Annotated in this window: 13 protein-coding genes; 6 read left to right on the top strand and 7 right to left on the bottom strand. The window is 59.7% G+C overall.

From position 1 onward, the window contains the following. The 3 genes from ku to ACZ5A6_RS20325 all read right to left on the bottom strand — a co-directional run bounded on the left by ku (position 1) and on the right by ACZ5A6_RS20325 (position 2538). Positions 1–792, bottom strand: a complete 792-nt coding sequence (gene ku, locus ACZ5A6_RS20335; RefSeq protein ID WP_065660285.1) for a non-homologous end joining protein Ku — start codon at positions 790–792, stop codon at positions 1–3. 97 nt (positions 793–889) lie between these two features. Then, positions 890–1894, bottom strand: coding sequence for an inorganic phosphate transporter (locus tag ACZ5A6_RS20330; protein WP_004431194.1), 1005 nt, complete (start codon positions 1892–1894; stop codon positions 890–892). Then, entirely contained in the window at positions 1894–2538 is a 645-nt protein-coding gene (locus ACZ5A6_RS20325; RefSeq protein ID WP_464111339.1) for a DUF47 family protein, read from the bottom strand. The genes ACZ5A6_RS20330 and ACZ5A6_RS20325 overlap by 1 nt, the downstream gene beginning before the upstream one ends. 113 nt (positions 2539–2651) lie before the next feature. On the opposite strand from ACZ5A6_RS20325, the gene ACZ5A6_RS20320 reads away from it, so the two are divergent. Further along, positions 2652–3194, top strand: a complete 543-nt coding sequence (locus ACZ5A6_RS20320; protein WP_065660287.1) for an NUDIX hydrolase — start codon at positions 2652–2654, stop codon at positions 3192–3194. 21 nt (positions 3195–3215) lie between these two features. On the opposite strand, the gene ACZ5A6_RS20315 is transcribed toward ACZ5A6_RS20320, so the two are convergent. After that, the gene (locus ACZ5A6_RS20315) at positions 3216–6362 is read right to left on the bottom strand and encodes an efflux RND transporter permease subunit (RefSeq protein WP_464111338.1); all 3147 of its coding nucleotides are present in this window, start codon (positions 6360–6362) and stop codon (positions 3216–3218) included. 1 nt (position 6363) lies between these two features. Then, complete coding sequence (locus ACZ5A6_RS20310; RefSeq protein WP_464111337.1) at positions 6364–7512, bottom strand: efflux RND transporter periplasmic adaptor subunit; 1149 nt, start codon at positions 7510–7512, stop codon at positions 6364–6366. A 186-nt stretch (positions 7513–7698) separates the two neighbouring features. Between ACZ5A6_RS20310 and ACZ5A6_RS20305 the strand changes: the two genes are divergently transcribed. The 3 genes from ACZ5A6_RS20305 (at position 7699) to ACZ5A6_RS20295 (ending at position 11011) form a co-directional block, all read left to right on the top strand. After that, positions 7699–8373, top strand: a complete 675-nt coding sequence (locus ACZ5A6_RS20305) for a response regulator transcription factor (protein WP_004431205.1) — start codon at positions 7699–7701, stop codon at positions 8371–8373. Further along, positions 8370–9704, top strand: a complete 1335-nt coding sequence (locus tag ACZ5A6_RS20300) for a sensor histidine kinase (RefSeq protein ID WP_464111336.1) — start codon at positions 8370–8372, stop codon at positions 9702–9704. Before ACZ5A6_RS20305 ends, ACZ5A6_RS20300 begins: the two co-directional genes overlap by 4 nt. A gap of 326 nt (positions 9705–10030) precedes the next feature. Further along, a complete protein-coding gene (locus tag ACZ5A6_RS20295; protein WP_065660290.1) occupies positions 10031–11011 on the top strand; it encodes a DUF535 family protein in 981 nt (326 codons plus the stop codon). Between the two features lie 31 nt (positions 11012–11042). Here ACZ5A6_RS20295 and ACZ5A6_RS20290 read toward each other — a convergent pair whose 3' ends face one another. After that, complete coding sequence (locus ACZ5A6_RS20290; protein ID WP_013761123.1) at positions 11043–11963, bottom strand: hydrogen peroxide-inducible genes activator; 921 nt, start codon at positions 11961–11963, stop codon at positions 11043–11045. A 216-nt stretch (positions 11964–12179) separates the two neighbouring features. Here ACZ5A6_RS20290 and katG point away from each other — a divergent pair, with 216 nt between their 5' ends. Further along, positions 12180–14351 (top strand): catalase/peroxidase HPI, encoded by a 2172-nt coding sequence (gene katG / locus ACZ5A6_RS20285; protein ID WP_111804001.1) that lies wholly within the window; start codon positions 12180–12182, stop codon positions 14349–14351. 56 nt (positions 14352–14407) lie between these two features. Here katG and ACZ5A6_RS20280 read toward each other — a convergent pair whose 3' ends face one another. Continuing rightward, entirely contained in the window at positions 14408–14584 is a 177-nt protein-coding gene (locus tag ACZ5A6_RS20280) for a hypothetical protein (RefSeq protein ID WP_035200363.1), read from the bottom strand. A 244-nt stretch (positions 14585–14828) separates the two neighbouring features. On the opposite strand from ACZ5A6_RS20280, the gene ACZ5A6_RS20275 reads away from it, so the two are divergent. After that, complete coding sequence (locus ACZ5A6_RS20275) at positions 14829–15722, top strand: helix-turn-helix domain-containing protein (RefSeq protein WP_198927084.1); 894 nt, start codon at positions 14829–14831, stop codon at positions 15720–15722. Positions 15723–15812 lie beyond the last annotated feature (90 nt).

The following is a 15812-nucleotide window of genomic DNA, read 5'->3' as shown; positions in this document are numbered from 1 at the left end:
TCAGCCTTTCTTGTCCGAGGCAAGGCTTTTCTTCAAGGCATCCATGATGTTGATGACGTTGCCGCCGGTCCGGGTTTTCGTGCCGGTCTTCTTTTCCGGGGAAGAGACGGTCTTGCTCTTGGTTTTCAGCAAAGCGCTGATCTTTTTCTGGATCGGATCCTGAACCAGCGCCGGTTTCCATCCCGTCATCTGTTTGCCGATGCGTTTTTCCATCGCGTCCAGCAGCGGCTTTTCGAATTTCATCTTCGGATCCAGCGCGTCGATGCTTTCGCGCACTTCCTCGCCATAGTGCAGGGTCCACAGAATGATGCCCTTGCCTGACGGTTCCAGCAGAACCGCTCTTTCGCGGCGATAGAGAACAAGCCGCGCAATGCCGACAACGCCGTTTGCCCGCATGGCTTCCCGGATCACGCTGAAGGCTTCCGTGCCGATCTTGTCTTCCGGGCGCAGGAAGTGCGGCCGGTCGTACCATATCCAGTCGATAGAACCTGTGGGTACGAAGGTCTGTATGTCGATGGTGCGGGTGCTTTCGAGCGCGACCGCATCGATCTCGTCATCCTCCAGCAACACATAATCGTCTTCGGCGCGGGGAAACCCCTTCACCTGGTTCTTTGCGGCCACCGGCTTGTGGGTAACGCTGTCGACATATCGGCTTTCGACGCGATTACCGGTTTTGCGGTTGAGAACGTGGAAGCGGTATTTGTTGCTTTCGGTTGTGGCAGGCGTCAGCGAAACTGCGGCCGTCACCAGCGACAGCTTCAGATAGCCCTTCCAGAAAACCTGCCGTGCCATGATCCGCGATCCGCCTTGTCGCCTGTTGTCTCCCGGATCAACAACCACAGGGTGGCTTTTGTTCCGGGAGCTTTGGCAGAGAGGGCAGTACTCTGTCTCAGCCGAACAACGATGTAAGACCATAGACAGATGCGGATATCAGGGCAGCGGCCGGCATGGTCACGACCCAGGCAATGACGATATTGCCCGCAAGGCCCCAACGCACCGCCGAGACGCGACGTGCGGCACCGACGCCGATGATGGCGCCGGTGATCGTATGGGTGGTGGACACCGGAATGCCGAGCCACGTCGCGCCGAAAAGTGTCAGCGCACCGCCGGTTTCGGCGCAGAACCCCTGCATCGGGTTCAGCCTGGTGATTTTCGACCCCATGGTGTGCACGATGCGCCAGCCGCCGAACAGTGTGCCGAGCGCCATGGCCGACTGGCACGAGATCACCACCCAGAACGGCACGTAGAAGCTCTCTCCAAGATGCCCCTGGCTGAACAGCAGCACAGCGATGATGCCCATGGTCTTCTGTGCGTCATTGCCGCCGTGGCCGAGCGAATAGAGCGAGGCGGAAATGAACTGCATGATGCGGAAGGTACGATCCACGGCGAAGGGTGTCTGGCGCACGAACAGCCAGGAGACGGCAAGCACCAGCAGCAGTGCCAGGAAAAAGCCGATGGCCGGCGACATGAAGATCGCGCCCACGGTTTTCAGAAGACCCGACCAGACGATGGAATTGAAACCGACCTTCGCAAAGCCCGCACCGACGAGACCGCCGATCAAGGCATGTGACGAGCTGGAGGGAATGCCGAAAATCCAGGTGACGATATTCCAGACGATGGCGCCCATCAATGCCGCGAAGATGACCTGCGGGGAGACGATGGCCGGATCGATGATGCCGGTTCCGAGCGTTTCGGCCACATGCAGGCCGAAGAACAGGAAGGCGATGAAATTGAAAAAGGCCGCCCATGCCACCGCATATTGCGGGCGCAATACACGGGTGGAGACGATGGTGGCGATGGAATTTGCGGCGTCGTGGAGACCGTTCAGAAAATCAAAGAACAGCGCGATGGCGATAAGGCCGACAAGCAGTGGCAGTGCAAGCGCGACATCCATCAGACGTTCTCGATAACGATGCCGCTGATCTCGTTCGCCACGTCCTCGAAGCGGTCGACGACCTTTTCGAGTTCGCCGTAGATCTCGCTGCCGATCATATAGGCCATGGTATTGCCGGTCGCACCATGGCGCCGGAAGAGGTCCTTCAGGCCCTGGTCATGAAGCTCGTCGGAGCGCCCTTCGACGCGGGTAACCTCTTCGGCAATCACCGACAGGCGCTGGGCATTGGTGCCGACCTTTTCCAGAAGCGGGATGGCTTCGGCGATGAGGCTTGCCGCACGCACGATCTCGTGGCCCATCTCGCGCATCAGCGGGTCGAATTCGGTTTGCTCGAACAGCCGGATCGTCTTGACGGTCTTGTGCATCATGTCGATGGCGTCATCCATGGACTGGATGAGGTCCTTGATATCGCCACGATCAAAGGGCGTTATGAAGCTGCGGCGCACCGCAAGCAGAACGTCGCGGGTAATATCATCCGCCTGGTCTTCGAGGGCGACGATAAGGTCGCAGTTTTTCTCAACGTCGACGCCGCTCAGAAGGTGGTCCAGAGCTGCGGCGGCTTTGACGACCGTTTCCGAATGTTTGCTAAACATGTCGAAGAAACGGTCCTCGCGCGGCATCAGCTTGCGAAAAATGCTCATCATGCGAATTGGCCCTCAATGGCGCTTTATTAGTTGTGGGGGGTGATTGTCATAAAACTGTCATAAATGCACGCGGGGCATTGATGCAACCCGGAAAATCGGCAGTATCAACGGATATGAAATCCATGAAGAAAAGCCGGAAAGCCCGTCCGGCGCGTTCCCTGACATTGCTTCAGCAACTTGCTGCTGTTCCTGAAAAGCTGTTCACCGGCTCTTTCCGGCAGCAATATGCCGCCTTATGCTTCCGTTATACCGGAAGCGGCGAAGAGGTCGAAATCCTCGTCGTCACCTCCCGCACCAGCGCACGCTGGATCATTCCGCGCGGCTGGCCGATGAAACGCAAGAAGCCGCATGAGGCTGCCGCGATCGAGGCGTGGGAGGAAGCGGGCGTTCGTGGCCGCGTGAGGAAGGACGCCGTTGGCCGCTACACCTATCTCAAGATGCTCGACAACGGCGATGTCGTTCCCTGCGTTGTCGATGTCTTCCAGATCGAGATCACCGGGGAGGAAACGAGTTTCAAGGAGCGCGGCGAACGCCTTCTGGAATGGGTTCGCCCGGACGAGGCAGCAAGGCGCGTCCGGGAAATCGAACTGAAATCGCTTCTGGTCGACTTCCGCCCGAGGGGGAAGAGGAAACGCCTGACCGAAGAAAAGTCCTAACGGCAATCGTCACCGGCGAACCTAGGATGGTGAAGATGGACGTTCGGTCGATCCCGTCTCCCCCATCTCGTCCGGTGCCTTCGGTAGCAGGCGGGCGAAACGCCGGGTGATGCTGTCGATGTAAGACAGGATTGTTGGCACGACGATCAGGGTGAGCAGGGTGGAGCTGATGAGGCCGCCGATTACTGCGTGCGCCATCGGCGCGCGCTGCGCCCCGCCACCGCCAACAGCCAGCCCGAGCGGAATCATGCCGAAAATCATCGCAAGCGTCGTCATGATGATCGGGCGGAAGCGGATGATGCCGGCGCTCGCCAGCGCTTCGTTGAGCGAAAGTCCACGCTTCCTTTCGCGGTTGGCGAAATCGACAAGCAGGATGCCGTTCTTTGTAACGAGGCCCATCAGCATGATGAAGCCGATCAGCGAGAACATGTTGATCGTGCTGCCGGCAACCAAGAGCCCGACGAGGACGCCGATGAGAGACAGCGGCAGCGACGCCATGATGGCGAGCGGTTGCAGGAAACTGCCGAATTGCGAGGCGAGCACGATGTAGATGAAGATGACCGCCATTGCGAGCGCAATTACCATGTGGCCAACCGTCTCCTCCATGGTTTCGGCGTCGCCGCCGAAGCGGATACGGTAGCCGTCCGGCAGGTCGCGGGCGGCGGTAAGGGTTTTCAAAACGTCTGTCACTTCGCCAAGCGCTCGTCCGGATATGTTGGCCGAAACCAGCACCTCGCGGCGATTGTCGATGCGGCGGATTTCGGCGGGTGCTTCCACGGTGGTGATATCGGCGACCTGATCCAGACGTACCAACAGGGGCGAGCCGTTGGATGCCGTGCGGCTGGTGGCGATCATCAACTCGCTGATCCTCGCCGTGTCGGCACGCCGCTCGCCGGGCAGGCGCACGACGATGTCGTAGCTGTTACCGCCCGCATCCGTCCATTTCGACACGTCCTCACCGGCGATGAGCGGCGAGAGCGCTGCGGCAAGATCGGATCGGGAAATGCCGAGATCGCTTGCCGCCTCGCGTTTCAGGCGTACCGAAAGGATGGAGGTCACGTCGCGGGTGCTTGAGGTCACATCCACGAGGCCGGGGATTTTTTTCATGTCTTCCATCAGACCGTCGGCGATCTTTTCGAGGATCGCCCGGTCGTCGCCAAGAATGCTGAGCTGGACGGGGCTTTCGCCACCGCCAAGACCGTTTTGCAGGATCGCGACCTCTATGCCCGATATGGCCGACAGGCGTTTGCGGATCGGATCGGCCAGCGTGACCGGAGTTCGGGTGCGCATCTCCAGCGGCACCAGTCCCACCAGAACGGCGGCGCGATGTTTACCGACGGTGCCGCCGGTATTGACGGTGGAATAGAGCATCTCGACTTCCGGGAATTCCTGGAGTGCCTTCTCGACCTGCCGCACCTTCGCCGTGGTGTAATCCAGCGAGGAGCCGACCGGTGCCGTGACGTTGATCTGGAAGCGGCCTTCATCCGTATTCGGGACGAATTCCGCACCGACCAACGGCACCATGAGCAGGCTGCCGACAAAAATGCCTGATGTGACGAGCAGGGTGACGAGGCGGTGGTGCAATGTCCAACCGATCACGTGCCGATACTGATCGGCGAGCCATTCGAAGCCGTGATCGAAACGGGCGATCAGCCGGCCCACCGGCCCGCGCGGGGCGTTGGGTTGCGCATCCGGATCGTACCAGACGCTCGACAGCATCGGATCGAGCGTGAAGGCGACGAAAAGCGAGATCAGCACGGCAGCTGAAACGGTGATGCCGAATTCATAGAAGAACCGACCGACGATGCCGTCCATGAAAGCGACGGGCAGGAAGACCGCCACGATTGTCGCCGTTGTCGCGATAACCGCAAGTCCGATTTCGTTCGTGCCGTCGAGTGCTGCGCGGATATGGGATTTCCCCATGTGAAGGTGACGGGTGATGTTTTCGCGCACAACGATGGCGTCATCCACCAGAATGCCGATGGAAAGCGTCAGCGCCAGGAGGCTCAGTGTATTGAGCGTGAAGCGCATAACGTCAATGACCGCCAGCGTGCCGATGATCGCAATCGGCAGCGTCAGTCCGGTGATGACGGTGCTGCGCCAGGAATTGAGGAACAGGAAGACGATGGCCACGGCAAGTGCCGCCCCTTCTATCAACGTCGTCTGCACCTGCGTGACGGATTCCCGGATGGGAATGGATGTGTCCGTAATGACCCGCAATTGCACGTTTTGCGGAACAAGGTCGGCATTGAGGGCGTCCAGGCGCTTTCTCACATCCGCGACAACCTGAACCGTGTTGGCACCCTGAACCTTGACGATGTCGATCGCCAGCGCAGTCTGGCCATTATAGAGGGCACGGTTTTCGGGGTCGGCAGCCCCTTCGGAGAGTGCGGCGATGTCGCGAAGATAAATGGCTGCGCCACCGCTCCGGGCTACGACCATGTCCAGCAGCGCCTGCGGTTCTGCGATGCGGCCCTGGACCTGGATCGTGCGTTCGGAAACGGTATCGACAAGGCTTCCAGCCGGGCTGTTGCTGTTGCCGGTGCGTAGCGCGCTTACCACCTCGTTAATGCCGATCCCAAGCGCGCGCATGCGGGTATCGTCGATCACAATGTCGATCTGCCGCTTGCGGGCGCCGACCAGCGTTGCCTGCCCGACACCGGGAACGGTCGTCAGTTGCCGCAGCACCCTTTGGTCGGCAAGGGTGGTGAGTGCGGGTATGTCGAGCGACGTCGAGCTTATCGCCACCGACAGGATAGGCTCGGCGGCGGGATCGAACCGGGATATGACCGGCTTTTTGGCCTCTTGCGGGAAATTCGCGTCGATGGCGGCGATCTTGTCGCGCACGTCCTGTGCCGCGGTCGCGCTCTTAACCTCGAGCTTGAATTTTGCGACGACGACAGAGCGTCCCTCGTAGGAGGTTGACGTGATCTCGTCCAGACCGCCGATGGCGTTCAGCGCATCCTCGACCGGGCGCGTCAATTCTGTCTCCACCGTTTCCGGCGTGGCGCCCGGATAAGCGGTGGACACCACGACGACCGGAACGTCGACATTGGGGTAGAGGTCGAGCCCCAGCCGCTGCAACGAGAAAAGACCCATGACCAGAAGCGCCACCATCATCATGGTGGCGAAAACAGGGTGGGAGACGGATATGCGGGTCAGAAACATCTCAGCCTGCCTTGTCGACGGTAACGGCCATGTCGGGCTGCAATTCGGGAAGCGGTGCGGTCAGGATCGTCTCACCGTCCTCTAGACCGGCGCCTATCTCGATCAGGCTGCCATCGTTCCAGCGCGATCCCACAGCCACCGTCTGGCGGCGAAGGTGGCCGTTCAGGACTTTAAGGACGTGATAGCCGGTTTCGTCTTTGCGAAGCGCGATTGCAGGAACGACAAGCGCATCGTTTTTTTCGCGCACGAGGATGGACCCGCTGGCGAACATTCCTCCCCACAGCCGGCCGTCGCGGTTGGCAAGCCGGAGATAGACGGCGACAAAGCGCGTCCCGTCTTCGGCAACCGGGCTGATGCGCTCAACGGTGCTTCTGAGAGGCTGGCCGCCGATGCCGTCAATATCGAGTTCGGCGGTCTGGCCAACGGCGACACGTGGGATGTCGCGCGTGGCAACGAGAACCTTCGCCTCAAGCATGCTTTTATCGACCAGCGTCATGAGTTCACCATCGGCACTGACGCGGGAGCCGGCTTCTGCCTGCCGGCGGGTAATGGTGCCATCAAAAGGCGCGCGGATTTCGGCATTGCGAAGGGCAAGGCGGGCGATATCCACCTGCGCCGAAAGGCTCTGAAGCCTTGCCGTTTTCACAACGACATCGCTCTTCGCCTTGTCGAGCTGTTCAGTCGATGCGATGTTTTTTGACGCTAGCTGTTCGGTTCGGGTGAGGGCCTGCATCGCCAGTGTGAGTTCGGCCTCGGCCGCATCCCGGTCGCTCTGCCGCAGCAGGAGAGTCGATTGCAGTTCCTCGGTTTCGAACCGTACCAGCAGGTCGCCCGCCCGCACCGCCTGCCCGTCCCGGACATTCATATCCAGAATTTTTCCAGCCTCGCGGGCGCGGATCACGACACGGCTGACCGGCTGAAGTTCGCCACTGATGCTGAGCCGCTCCGCCATCGCTCGTGTGCCGATCCTTGCGATTTCCGCAGCCGTCAGTTCGAACGGGATACCGGCCGGGCTCATCGAGGTTGACGCCACGATCCCCTTGACGCGCTCGTTCGCATCGACGCTTCCGCGCGCCGGATCGAGAGCCGTGACGACGAGAGCGCAGCCCGCAAGCGCGATCCCCGCCTTGATCGTTCTTTTCACCCACATAACATAATCCTTCCAGGCAAAACTCATCCTGTGACCGATCGAGCGGTCATGTCGCCTGTCTTGCAGGCTGATGGCTTCTGGATAAGTGTTCATAATTGCAGCAGCATTACCCGCCCGCATCTTCTGCGCCGCAATACTGTCGCAACCTTTCTGGCAGACAAGGAGGGGGCGAAGGGACGGTGGCAAATGAGACTTCTGTTGATTGAGGACGAAAAGGAAATGGCGGATGCGCTGTCGACGACGCTCGGCAAGCAGGGGATCGTCATCGACCATACGATGCGGCTCGGCGATGCGATGGAGCTGGCGCGCCAGCATGTCTATGATGCGATTCTGCTCGACCGTCGTCTGCCGGACGGGGAGGGACTTACCTTCATTCCAAAGCTGCGCCGCGCCGGTATCGATACGCCGATCATCTTATTGACGGCGATGAATGAACCGGAGGAGCGGATCGAGGGGCTGAATGGCGGCGCCGACGACTATCTTGGCAAGCCGTTTCTTGTCGGCGAACTGCTGGCGCGGCTGCGCGCGGTTTTGAGAAGGCCGGCAAGCATCGCCCCGTCGCAAATCGCTGCAGGCCGCATCGTGATCGATCCGCTTCATCTCAGCGTCACGATCAACTCGCTTCCCTTTGATCTGCCAAGGCGCGAGCTGATGGTCCTCATCACGCTGGCGAAACGAAAGGGCAAATCCGTGCTGCGCTCGACCCTTGAGGCCGCCGTCTACAATTACGAGGAGGAAATCCAGTCCAATGCGCTCGATGCGCATATATCGCGACTGCGCAAACGCCTGCTTGACGCTTCGGCCGGGGTTAGCGTGCATAATATTCGCGGCATCGGTTATCTGCTCAGGGAAGACACATGAAAGCGGAGGGCAAGTCCAATCCCTCCTTGTGGTGGCAATTGAGCTGGCAGCTCAGCATTGTCGTCTCCTCCATGATCGCTGTCGTCATCGTCGGGCTCTGCGTTTACGGGGTGATGAAGCTCTCGCCCAATATCGGGCTCTGGAACGATTTGTCGGCGACGCTTGACGAGTCGCTTTCGCTTGATCCGCAAAAGGGTCTGGTCGTTACCGAGGGGCCGGCATTACGTGCCTTGAAGGCGAAGAATGAGACGTTGTGGTTCGTGGTCTCGACGCCTGACGGTCACGCGGCCACCTTCGGCACCGTACCGGCTGTTTATGCAGAACTGGCACGCTACGTTCATCTGATGACGGACGCCGATATTCGCGGCGGCAGCGGCATATCCGAGGTCGCTTCGGCTGAAAGTATCGAAACGACGTCGGGGCCCGTCAGGATCATGTTCGGCGGAACCTCAAATGCACGAGCGTCGTTTCTGACGCTTCTTGCCGGCACCTATCCGATTTATGTCCCCCTGCTGGCGGTTCTTTTGCCTGCGGTGTTTTTCTCCGTGCCGCACATTGTGCGCCGGGCGCTTGCCGGCCTGAGTTCCGTCGTCAGAAAAGCACCGGAGATCGACCCGCGACGACCGGGTTCGAAGCTTCCTGTCAAAGATGTGCCACGCGAAGTCGTTCCGTTGATCGTTTCCTTCAACAGCATTCTCGAGCGGCTCGAAGAGCAGTTCCAGGCGCGGCAACGTTTTCTGATCGATGCCGCGCACGAATTGAGGACGCCGATTGCAATCATGCAGACCCGGATAGAGGGCCTGCCCGGACCGGACCAGCAGCGCCTGATGGAGGATGTCGCGCGGCTCGGTGAAACCGCCGAACAGCTTCTGGCCTTTGAGCGAAACGATCAGGTGAACGACCGGCGCGAGGTGGTGGACCTTGTCGATATCGCCCGCACGGTGGTGGCAGAGCTCGCGCCGCTTGCGCTTTCGGCAGGTTACGACATCTCCTTCGAAACGCAGATCGAAAAATACGACATGCAAGGCAACCCCTTCGCCCTGCCGCGCGCCATCAGCAATATCGTGCGCAACGCCATCGACCATGGTGGAAACAAGGGGCTGATCCATGTCTCGGTTCTCGCAAACGGCGAAATCGCGATTTCCGACGAGGGGCAGGGCATACCCGAGGACCAGCAGGAGCGGATATTCGAACCTTTCTATCGGGTCACGCCGAAAAGCACGGGTGCCGGACTTGGCCTCAGCCTCGTCAAGAAGATCGTCGCCAATCATAACGGCCGTATCGTGCTGGAAAGCAACCCCTCTGGAAGCACGTTCCGGGTTCGATTCTGATAGCGCTTTGCGCGCTGTAGACCGGTCGCGGCGATTGTAATGCTGCCGCAACGTTCGCGGTCATAATGTGTGGGCACGGGATCAACCGTGCCAACCGGAGTACTCACAGTGACGCACCCACCGGATCGTTTTCTTCCGGATTGCCGGCGAGAAGACGGCGCGTAGAAAGCGCGTCGCCGGCCCGGAACCTCGCGCAATGCCGTAGCGTCAATGATCGCAGCAGAGCACCAATCCGATTTCATATTCGGTTCATCCTGGGCGCGCACAGTCCCGGCCAAATCACTCCACGCCCCAGTCCAAACAGTCATACTCCCCGGAATTTTACGATGTCGCATACTGAAATCGCCGCATTCGCTGCGGAAAAAAACTCGGCGAAACCCGAGCCGGTCATCGCTGCGCAAACGATGACTGGCGATGGGCTGGAACTCCTCCGTTTTCCCCTGGCCTGGAGCGTTGCGACCTTCGCTATGCGCGCCCACTGGAAACGGGGTTTCCTTTTCTGGATGCGTTTTTTGGCTCATCCGCTTGTAACCCTGCGGTGGTGGCGGTTTCTGTCCCGGTTCTCGGCGACGCAAAAACTGCCACCGCCGCATGACGAGCTTCTTCAGAAACCCCTGTCGAAATTCCTCGTCGGCAAAATCTCTTATGGAAGACGGCTGGATTTTCTCATGAAGAATTTCGTCATCGCCAGCGATTGTTTTTCCAGAGAGGTTATGGCTGCGCTCTGGAGTGGAAAAACGGTCGAAATCGGCACCATAGGCGGCCGTGCTGACGAATATCGCTGCACGCTTGCTCTTGCGGATTTATGTGGCGGCCGCCACGAAGGCGCTCTCGCGGTTCGGCTGATCAGAACCCGTGACGACGTCACCTTGTGGACGACGAAGTTTATCTTCGTGACGCAGGATGGGGGAGGGTACAGGACGATCGCCGTTGGCGGCATGCAGGGGCCACGCGCCGCAAAGCAGGAGATGGTGGCAGTAACGCGCGACCTTGCGGGTCTTCGCCCGAAGGATGCCGTTTTGATGCTGCTGCAAGGCCTAATCGAGACGGAAGCGGGTTCCTATTTCGCAGTCTCCCACGCCAGACATCCGATCAATTATCGTCGCGCGCGGCGGCAGAAAATGTTGCTTTCCGACATAGACGCATTCTGGCGGGAACGTTCCGCCGAGCCGGACGACGTGTTCGGTTTTCAGGTACCGGTTTCAACCCTCGAGGGCGCGGACAAACGCAGCAAGATGAAGCTTGCCTTTTTTGCCATGGCCGACCGGCTTTGCGAGGGTAACGCTGGTAGTGCTGTGAAGAGTTGAGGCCGCAGATCCGAGTTGGCCCTCGACACCGTCACGCCGCTGCATCGGCAACACGGCCGAGTTTTTGCAGGCCGCATTCGCGGACGATCTCGGCAATGTGGGTAAACTGCGCCGAGAGCGGATTGCTCTTGCGCCACACCATGCCGATGGTGCGGGATGGTCTTGGCTCTGCCAGCCGAAATACCGAGACGGTGGATTGCCGCGTTTCCATATCGACAGCCATCTGCGGAATGAGCGTGACGCCGATGCCGGCGCCTACCATCTGGACCAGCGTCGAGAGCGAACTGCCCTCCATCAGCACGCGCGGCGGCGCGTTCGTTGTACTGCAGAAAGACAGTGCCTGATTGCGGAAACAATGGCCTTCCTCGAGCAGCAGCAGGCGCATTTCACCGAGCTTGCCGGCGCTTGGCACCGGCATCCCCGCATCCTCCATCGGCCGGACCAGAATGAATTCCTCGGAAAACAGCGGAACCTCTTCCAGCGACGCTTCAGACACCGGAAGCGCGACGATTGCCATGTCCAGCCGGGCTTCCAGAAGGTCCTCGATCAGTTTCTGTGTCACCGCTTCGCGCGGGCGCGTTTCCAGTCCTGGATAATGCCGGGTTAGCGTCTTAATGACCTGCGGTAAAAGATAGGGCGCGACGGTTGGAATGACGCCGATGCGCAGGCGGCCGCTGAGCGGGCCGTGCCTTGCCCTCGCCAAATCCTGCAATTCGTCCACCGAACGCAGGATCAGGCGGGTGCGTTCGGCGAATTCATCGCCGAGAGCGGTCAGCCTTATCTGGCGGCTGCCCCGTTCGACGAGAGGCGCGCCGATCAGCTCTTCCAGTTCCCTGATCTGTAGCGAAAGTGCTGGCTGGGAAATGGCGCATGCCTCCGCCGCCCGCCCGAAATGGCCGATCTTCGCCAAGGCGTCGAAATAACGCAGGTGTTTCATCGATAGTCCAATCATAAGCTGAGCATATCGCAGCCTTTAGAATATACAATTGGAAATTATGGAACCTGGCTGTTAGTCATCGTCATGACAGAAAGAGGATGTAGCTGTTCGGTATCACCAGCGTCACTGAGCGGTTTCCGTAAGGATGATCTGCTGTGGGCTGTGGTTCCAACATGCTGCGCATGTCGAATTGACTATGTCGTTTAATTACTAAACCCATCGGAGGGCGAAATGGACGCAACTTCAAAACCGGCTGGCAAGTGTCCCGTCATGCATGGAGGCAATACGGCCTCCGGTAAATCGGTTACCGAATGGTGGCCGAACGCGCTGAACCTCGATATCCTGCATCAGCACGACACCAAGACCAATCCGCTCGGCACCTCCTTCAATTACCGCGAAGCGCTAAAGTCGCTCGACGTGGAAGCCCTGAAGGCCGATCTGCGCGCCCTGATGACGGAAAGCCAGGAATGGTGGCCGGCCGACTGGGGCAGCTATGTGGGCATGATGGCCCGCGTGACCTGGCATGCGGCCGGTTCCTACCGCGTGACGGACGGACGCGGCGGTGCCAACACCGGCAACCAGCGCTTTGCACCGCTCAATTCCTGGCCCGATAATGTGAACACCGATAAGGGCCGCCGCCTGCTGTGGCCGATCAAGAAAAAATACGGCAACAAGATTTCCTGGGCCGATCTCATCGCGCTCGCCGGAACGATCGCTTATGATGTCGCGGGTCTGAAGACATTCGGTTTCGCCTTCGGCCGCGAGGATATCTGGGCTCCCGAAAAGGACACCTATTGGGGTGACGAAAAGGAATGGCTGGCACCGAGCGATGGTCGTTACGGTGACGTAACCAAGCCCGAGACGCTGGAAAATCCGCTTGCCGCCGTGCAGATGGGTCTCATCTACGTCAATCCAGAAGGCGTCAACGGCAAGTCCGATCCGCTTGCGACAGCCGCGCAGATGCGCGAAACCTTTGCCCGCATGGGCATGGATGACGAAGAAACCGTCGCGCTCACCGCAGGCGGCCACACCATCGGCAAGTCGCACGGCAACGGCAGCGCCGCCAACCTCAGCCCCGATCCGGAAGCAGCAGGCCCCGAATATCAGGGTCTCGGCTGGATCAACACCAAGGGTCGCGGCATCGGCCGTGACACCGTGGTGTCCGGTATTGAAGGTGCCTGGACAAGCGAACCGACCAAGTGGGACAACGGCTTCTTCGACATGCTGTTCAAGCATGAGTGGACATTGACGCACAGCCCGGCTGGCGCGTCCCAGTGGGCGCCGATCACCATTGCCGAAGAGGACAAGCCTGTTGACGTCGAGGATCCCTCGATCCGCACCATCCCGATGATGACCGATGCCGACATGGCCCTGAAGGTCGATCCGATCTACCGCGAGATTTCGCTGAAGTTCAAGGATGACCAGGACCACTTCTCCGAGGTCTTTGCCCGCGCATGGTTCAAGCTGACCCACCGCGACATGGGCCCGAAGTCCCGCTACTTCGGCCCGGATGTTCCCGCAGAAGACCTGATCTGGCAGGATCCCATCCCGGCAGGTTCCACGAGCTACGATGTCGCTGCCGTAAAGGCAAAGATCGCCGCTTCCGGTCTGGCGGTCGCCGATCTGGTCTCGACCGCATGGGACAGCGCCCGTACCTTCCGTGGTTCGGACAAGCGCGGCGGCGCCAATGGTGCGCGCATCCGCCTTGCGCCGCAGAAGGACTGGGAAGGCAACGAGCCCGCCCGTTTGGCCCATGTGCTTTCGGTGTTGGAGCCGATTGCCCGTGAGACTGGCGCCAGCATCGCTGATGTCATTGTTCTCGCCGGCAACTACGGTGTTGAGCAGGCGGCGAAATCAGCCGGCTTCGATGTCGCCGTGCCTTTTGCACCCGGTCGTGGCGATGCCTCAGCCGAGCAGACTGATGCAGACAGCTTTGCGCCGCTCGAGCCGCTGGCGGATGGTTTCCGCAACTGGGTGAAGAAGGACTATGTCGTCAGCCCCGAAGAACTGCTGCTGGACCGCGCTCAGCTTCTGGGCCTCACGGCGCCGGAACTGACCGTTCTCATCGGTGGCCTGCGCGTCATTGGCGCCAATTACGGCGGCGCAGCGCATGGTGTGTTCACGCAGACCCCAGGTGCTCTGACCACCGATTTCTTCACAACGCTGACGGATATGGCCTATTCCTGGGTTCCGACCGGCGGCAATCTCTATGAGATTCGCGATCGCAAGTCCGGAGCAACCCGATATACGGCGACCCGCGTGGACCTCGTTATCGGCTCCAACTCCATCCTGCGTGCCTATGCGGAAGTTTATGCGCAGGACGACAACAAGGAAAAGTTCGTGCGTGATTTCGTCGCCGCCTGGACGAAGGTCATGAACGCCGACCGTTTCGACCTTGTCTGATAAGGCTGACTAGTCCAAAAAAGCCCCTCCCTGAGCGATCAGGGAGGGGCAATTTTCTATCTGCGGTCTGAGGATGGAACCGGTTTTTCGGGTGATGGCTTTTCGCCACTATCCCCCGGCGCCTTGCCGCCCTTTTCATTCTCATGCGCATCCGGCCCAGCGACGATGACGCCGCGGCCCTGCTCTTCGCGCTTCTTGTCGGCGAAATCGCCGGGTTCCCTTTTGTCGTTCATAGTGATCTCCCTTCGTGATTTCATTTGTCTGGAGATCAAACGGCTGGTCGGGGCAGAGGTTCCAAGGCTCACATTGGAGCGGGATCGACTGGCAGCACAGCAATGTTTTGCATTACAACCATCTTTGCTATTAACATGAATTGATAAGTCATGTTATTGCGGCCTCATATGGTGGAGCGTGCGGCGCCGTTATCGTGACGCGCATGTCTTACAACCTCGGCTCGACAACTGAACGGTACCCGCATTGAGTTTCTGGCACTCCATGACCTGGCACACGGAAGGGATCAGCGTCACTGCGCCGGTCAAATGGCGCCAGCTGGACGGGCTCGTCAGCGCCTTCTGGGAGGCAGAGAGCCAGATGGGCGCGAAGGGTTATTACCTGGCCGCCGATCCACGTATCATGATATTCTTCAACGATGTCTCGTCGCGCATCAGCATTTCCAACCGCGACGGCGAGTTCACGCAGCATTCCCGCCCCATGACGCGGGCGGTCTATGTGCCGGCCGGTGTTCCGATGTGGACGAGCAGCAATGCTACGCACAGGTTTTCGCATCTCAATCTGCATATCCACAAGGACCGCCTGCTGCGTTTCCTGTCGCCATCGGTCGGCAGTTCGGCGGCGATGACAGCCTTGCGCCGCCCGGTCGAGATACAGGATATCGGTTCGGTCGAAACACTGGCTGGACTGCTTGTCGATGAACTCGCCGAGCCTTCGAAACATGCGGTCTATGCGGAAAGCCTTGTTGGCAGCATCGTCGCCGGTCTTCTCGATATTCCCGGATCTTCGCCGGAACAGGTAAATGGCAGGCTGACGCAGGCGCAGATGAACAAGTTGCTTTTCCGTGTCGAAAGCCGCGGTGACGACCGCATGACGGTTGCAGAAATGGCCGACATCGTCGGGCTTTCGGAAAGCTGGTTCGCAACGGTGTTCCGCCAGACAACGGGCAAGACGCCGCTGCAATGGCAACTGGAGCGGCGGATAAGCCTTGCCCAGAAACTGTTGCTCGAAGGCGATCTGACGGTGGCCGATATTGCCGCCCAGCTAGGTTTTTCCGATCAGGCCCATTTGACCAAAGCCTTCCGCCAGTCCGTGGGCAATACGCCAGCCGCCTGGCGGCGCATGCACAGGCTGCTTTGAATGGTCGCCTTGCCGTCTATGCGGAGCGGGTTCGGCGCATGCCTCGAGCTTCGTTCCACGTCACCCCAGGTGATGACGTGGAACGTTAGG

Source organism: Agrobacterium sp. 6Ca8, assembly GCF_055382765.1.
Note: the sequence above shows the minus strand (reverse complement) of the source record. Positions and strands in the feature narration are given on the sequence as shown.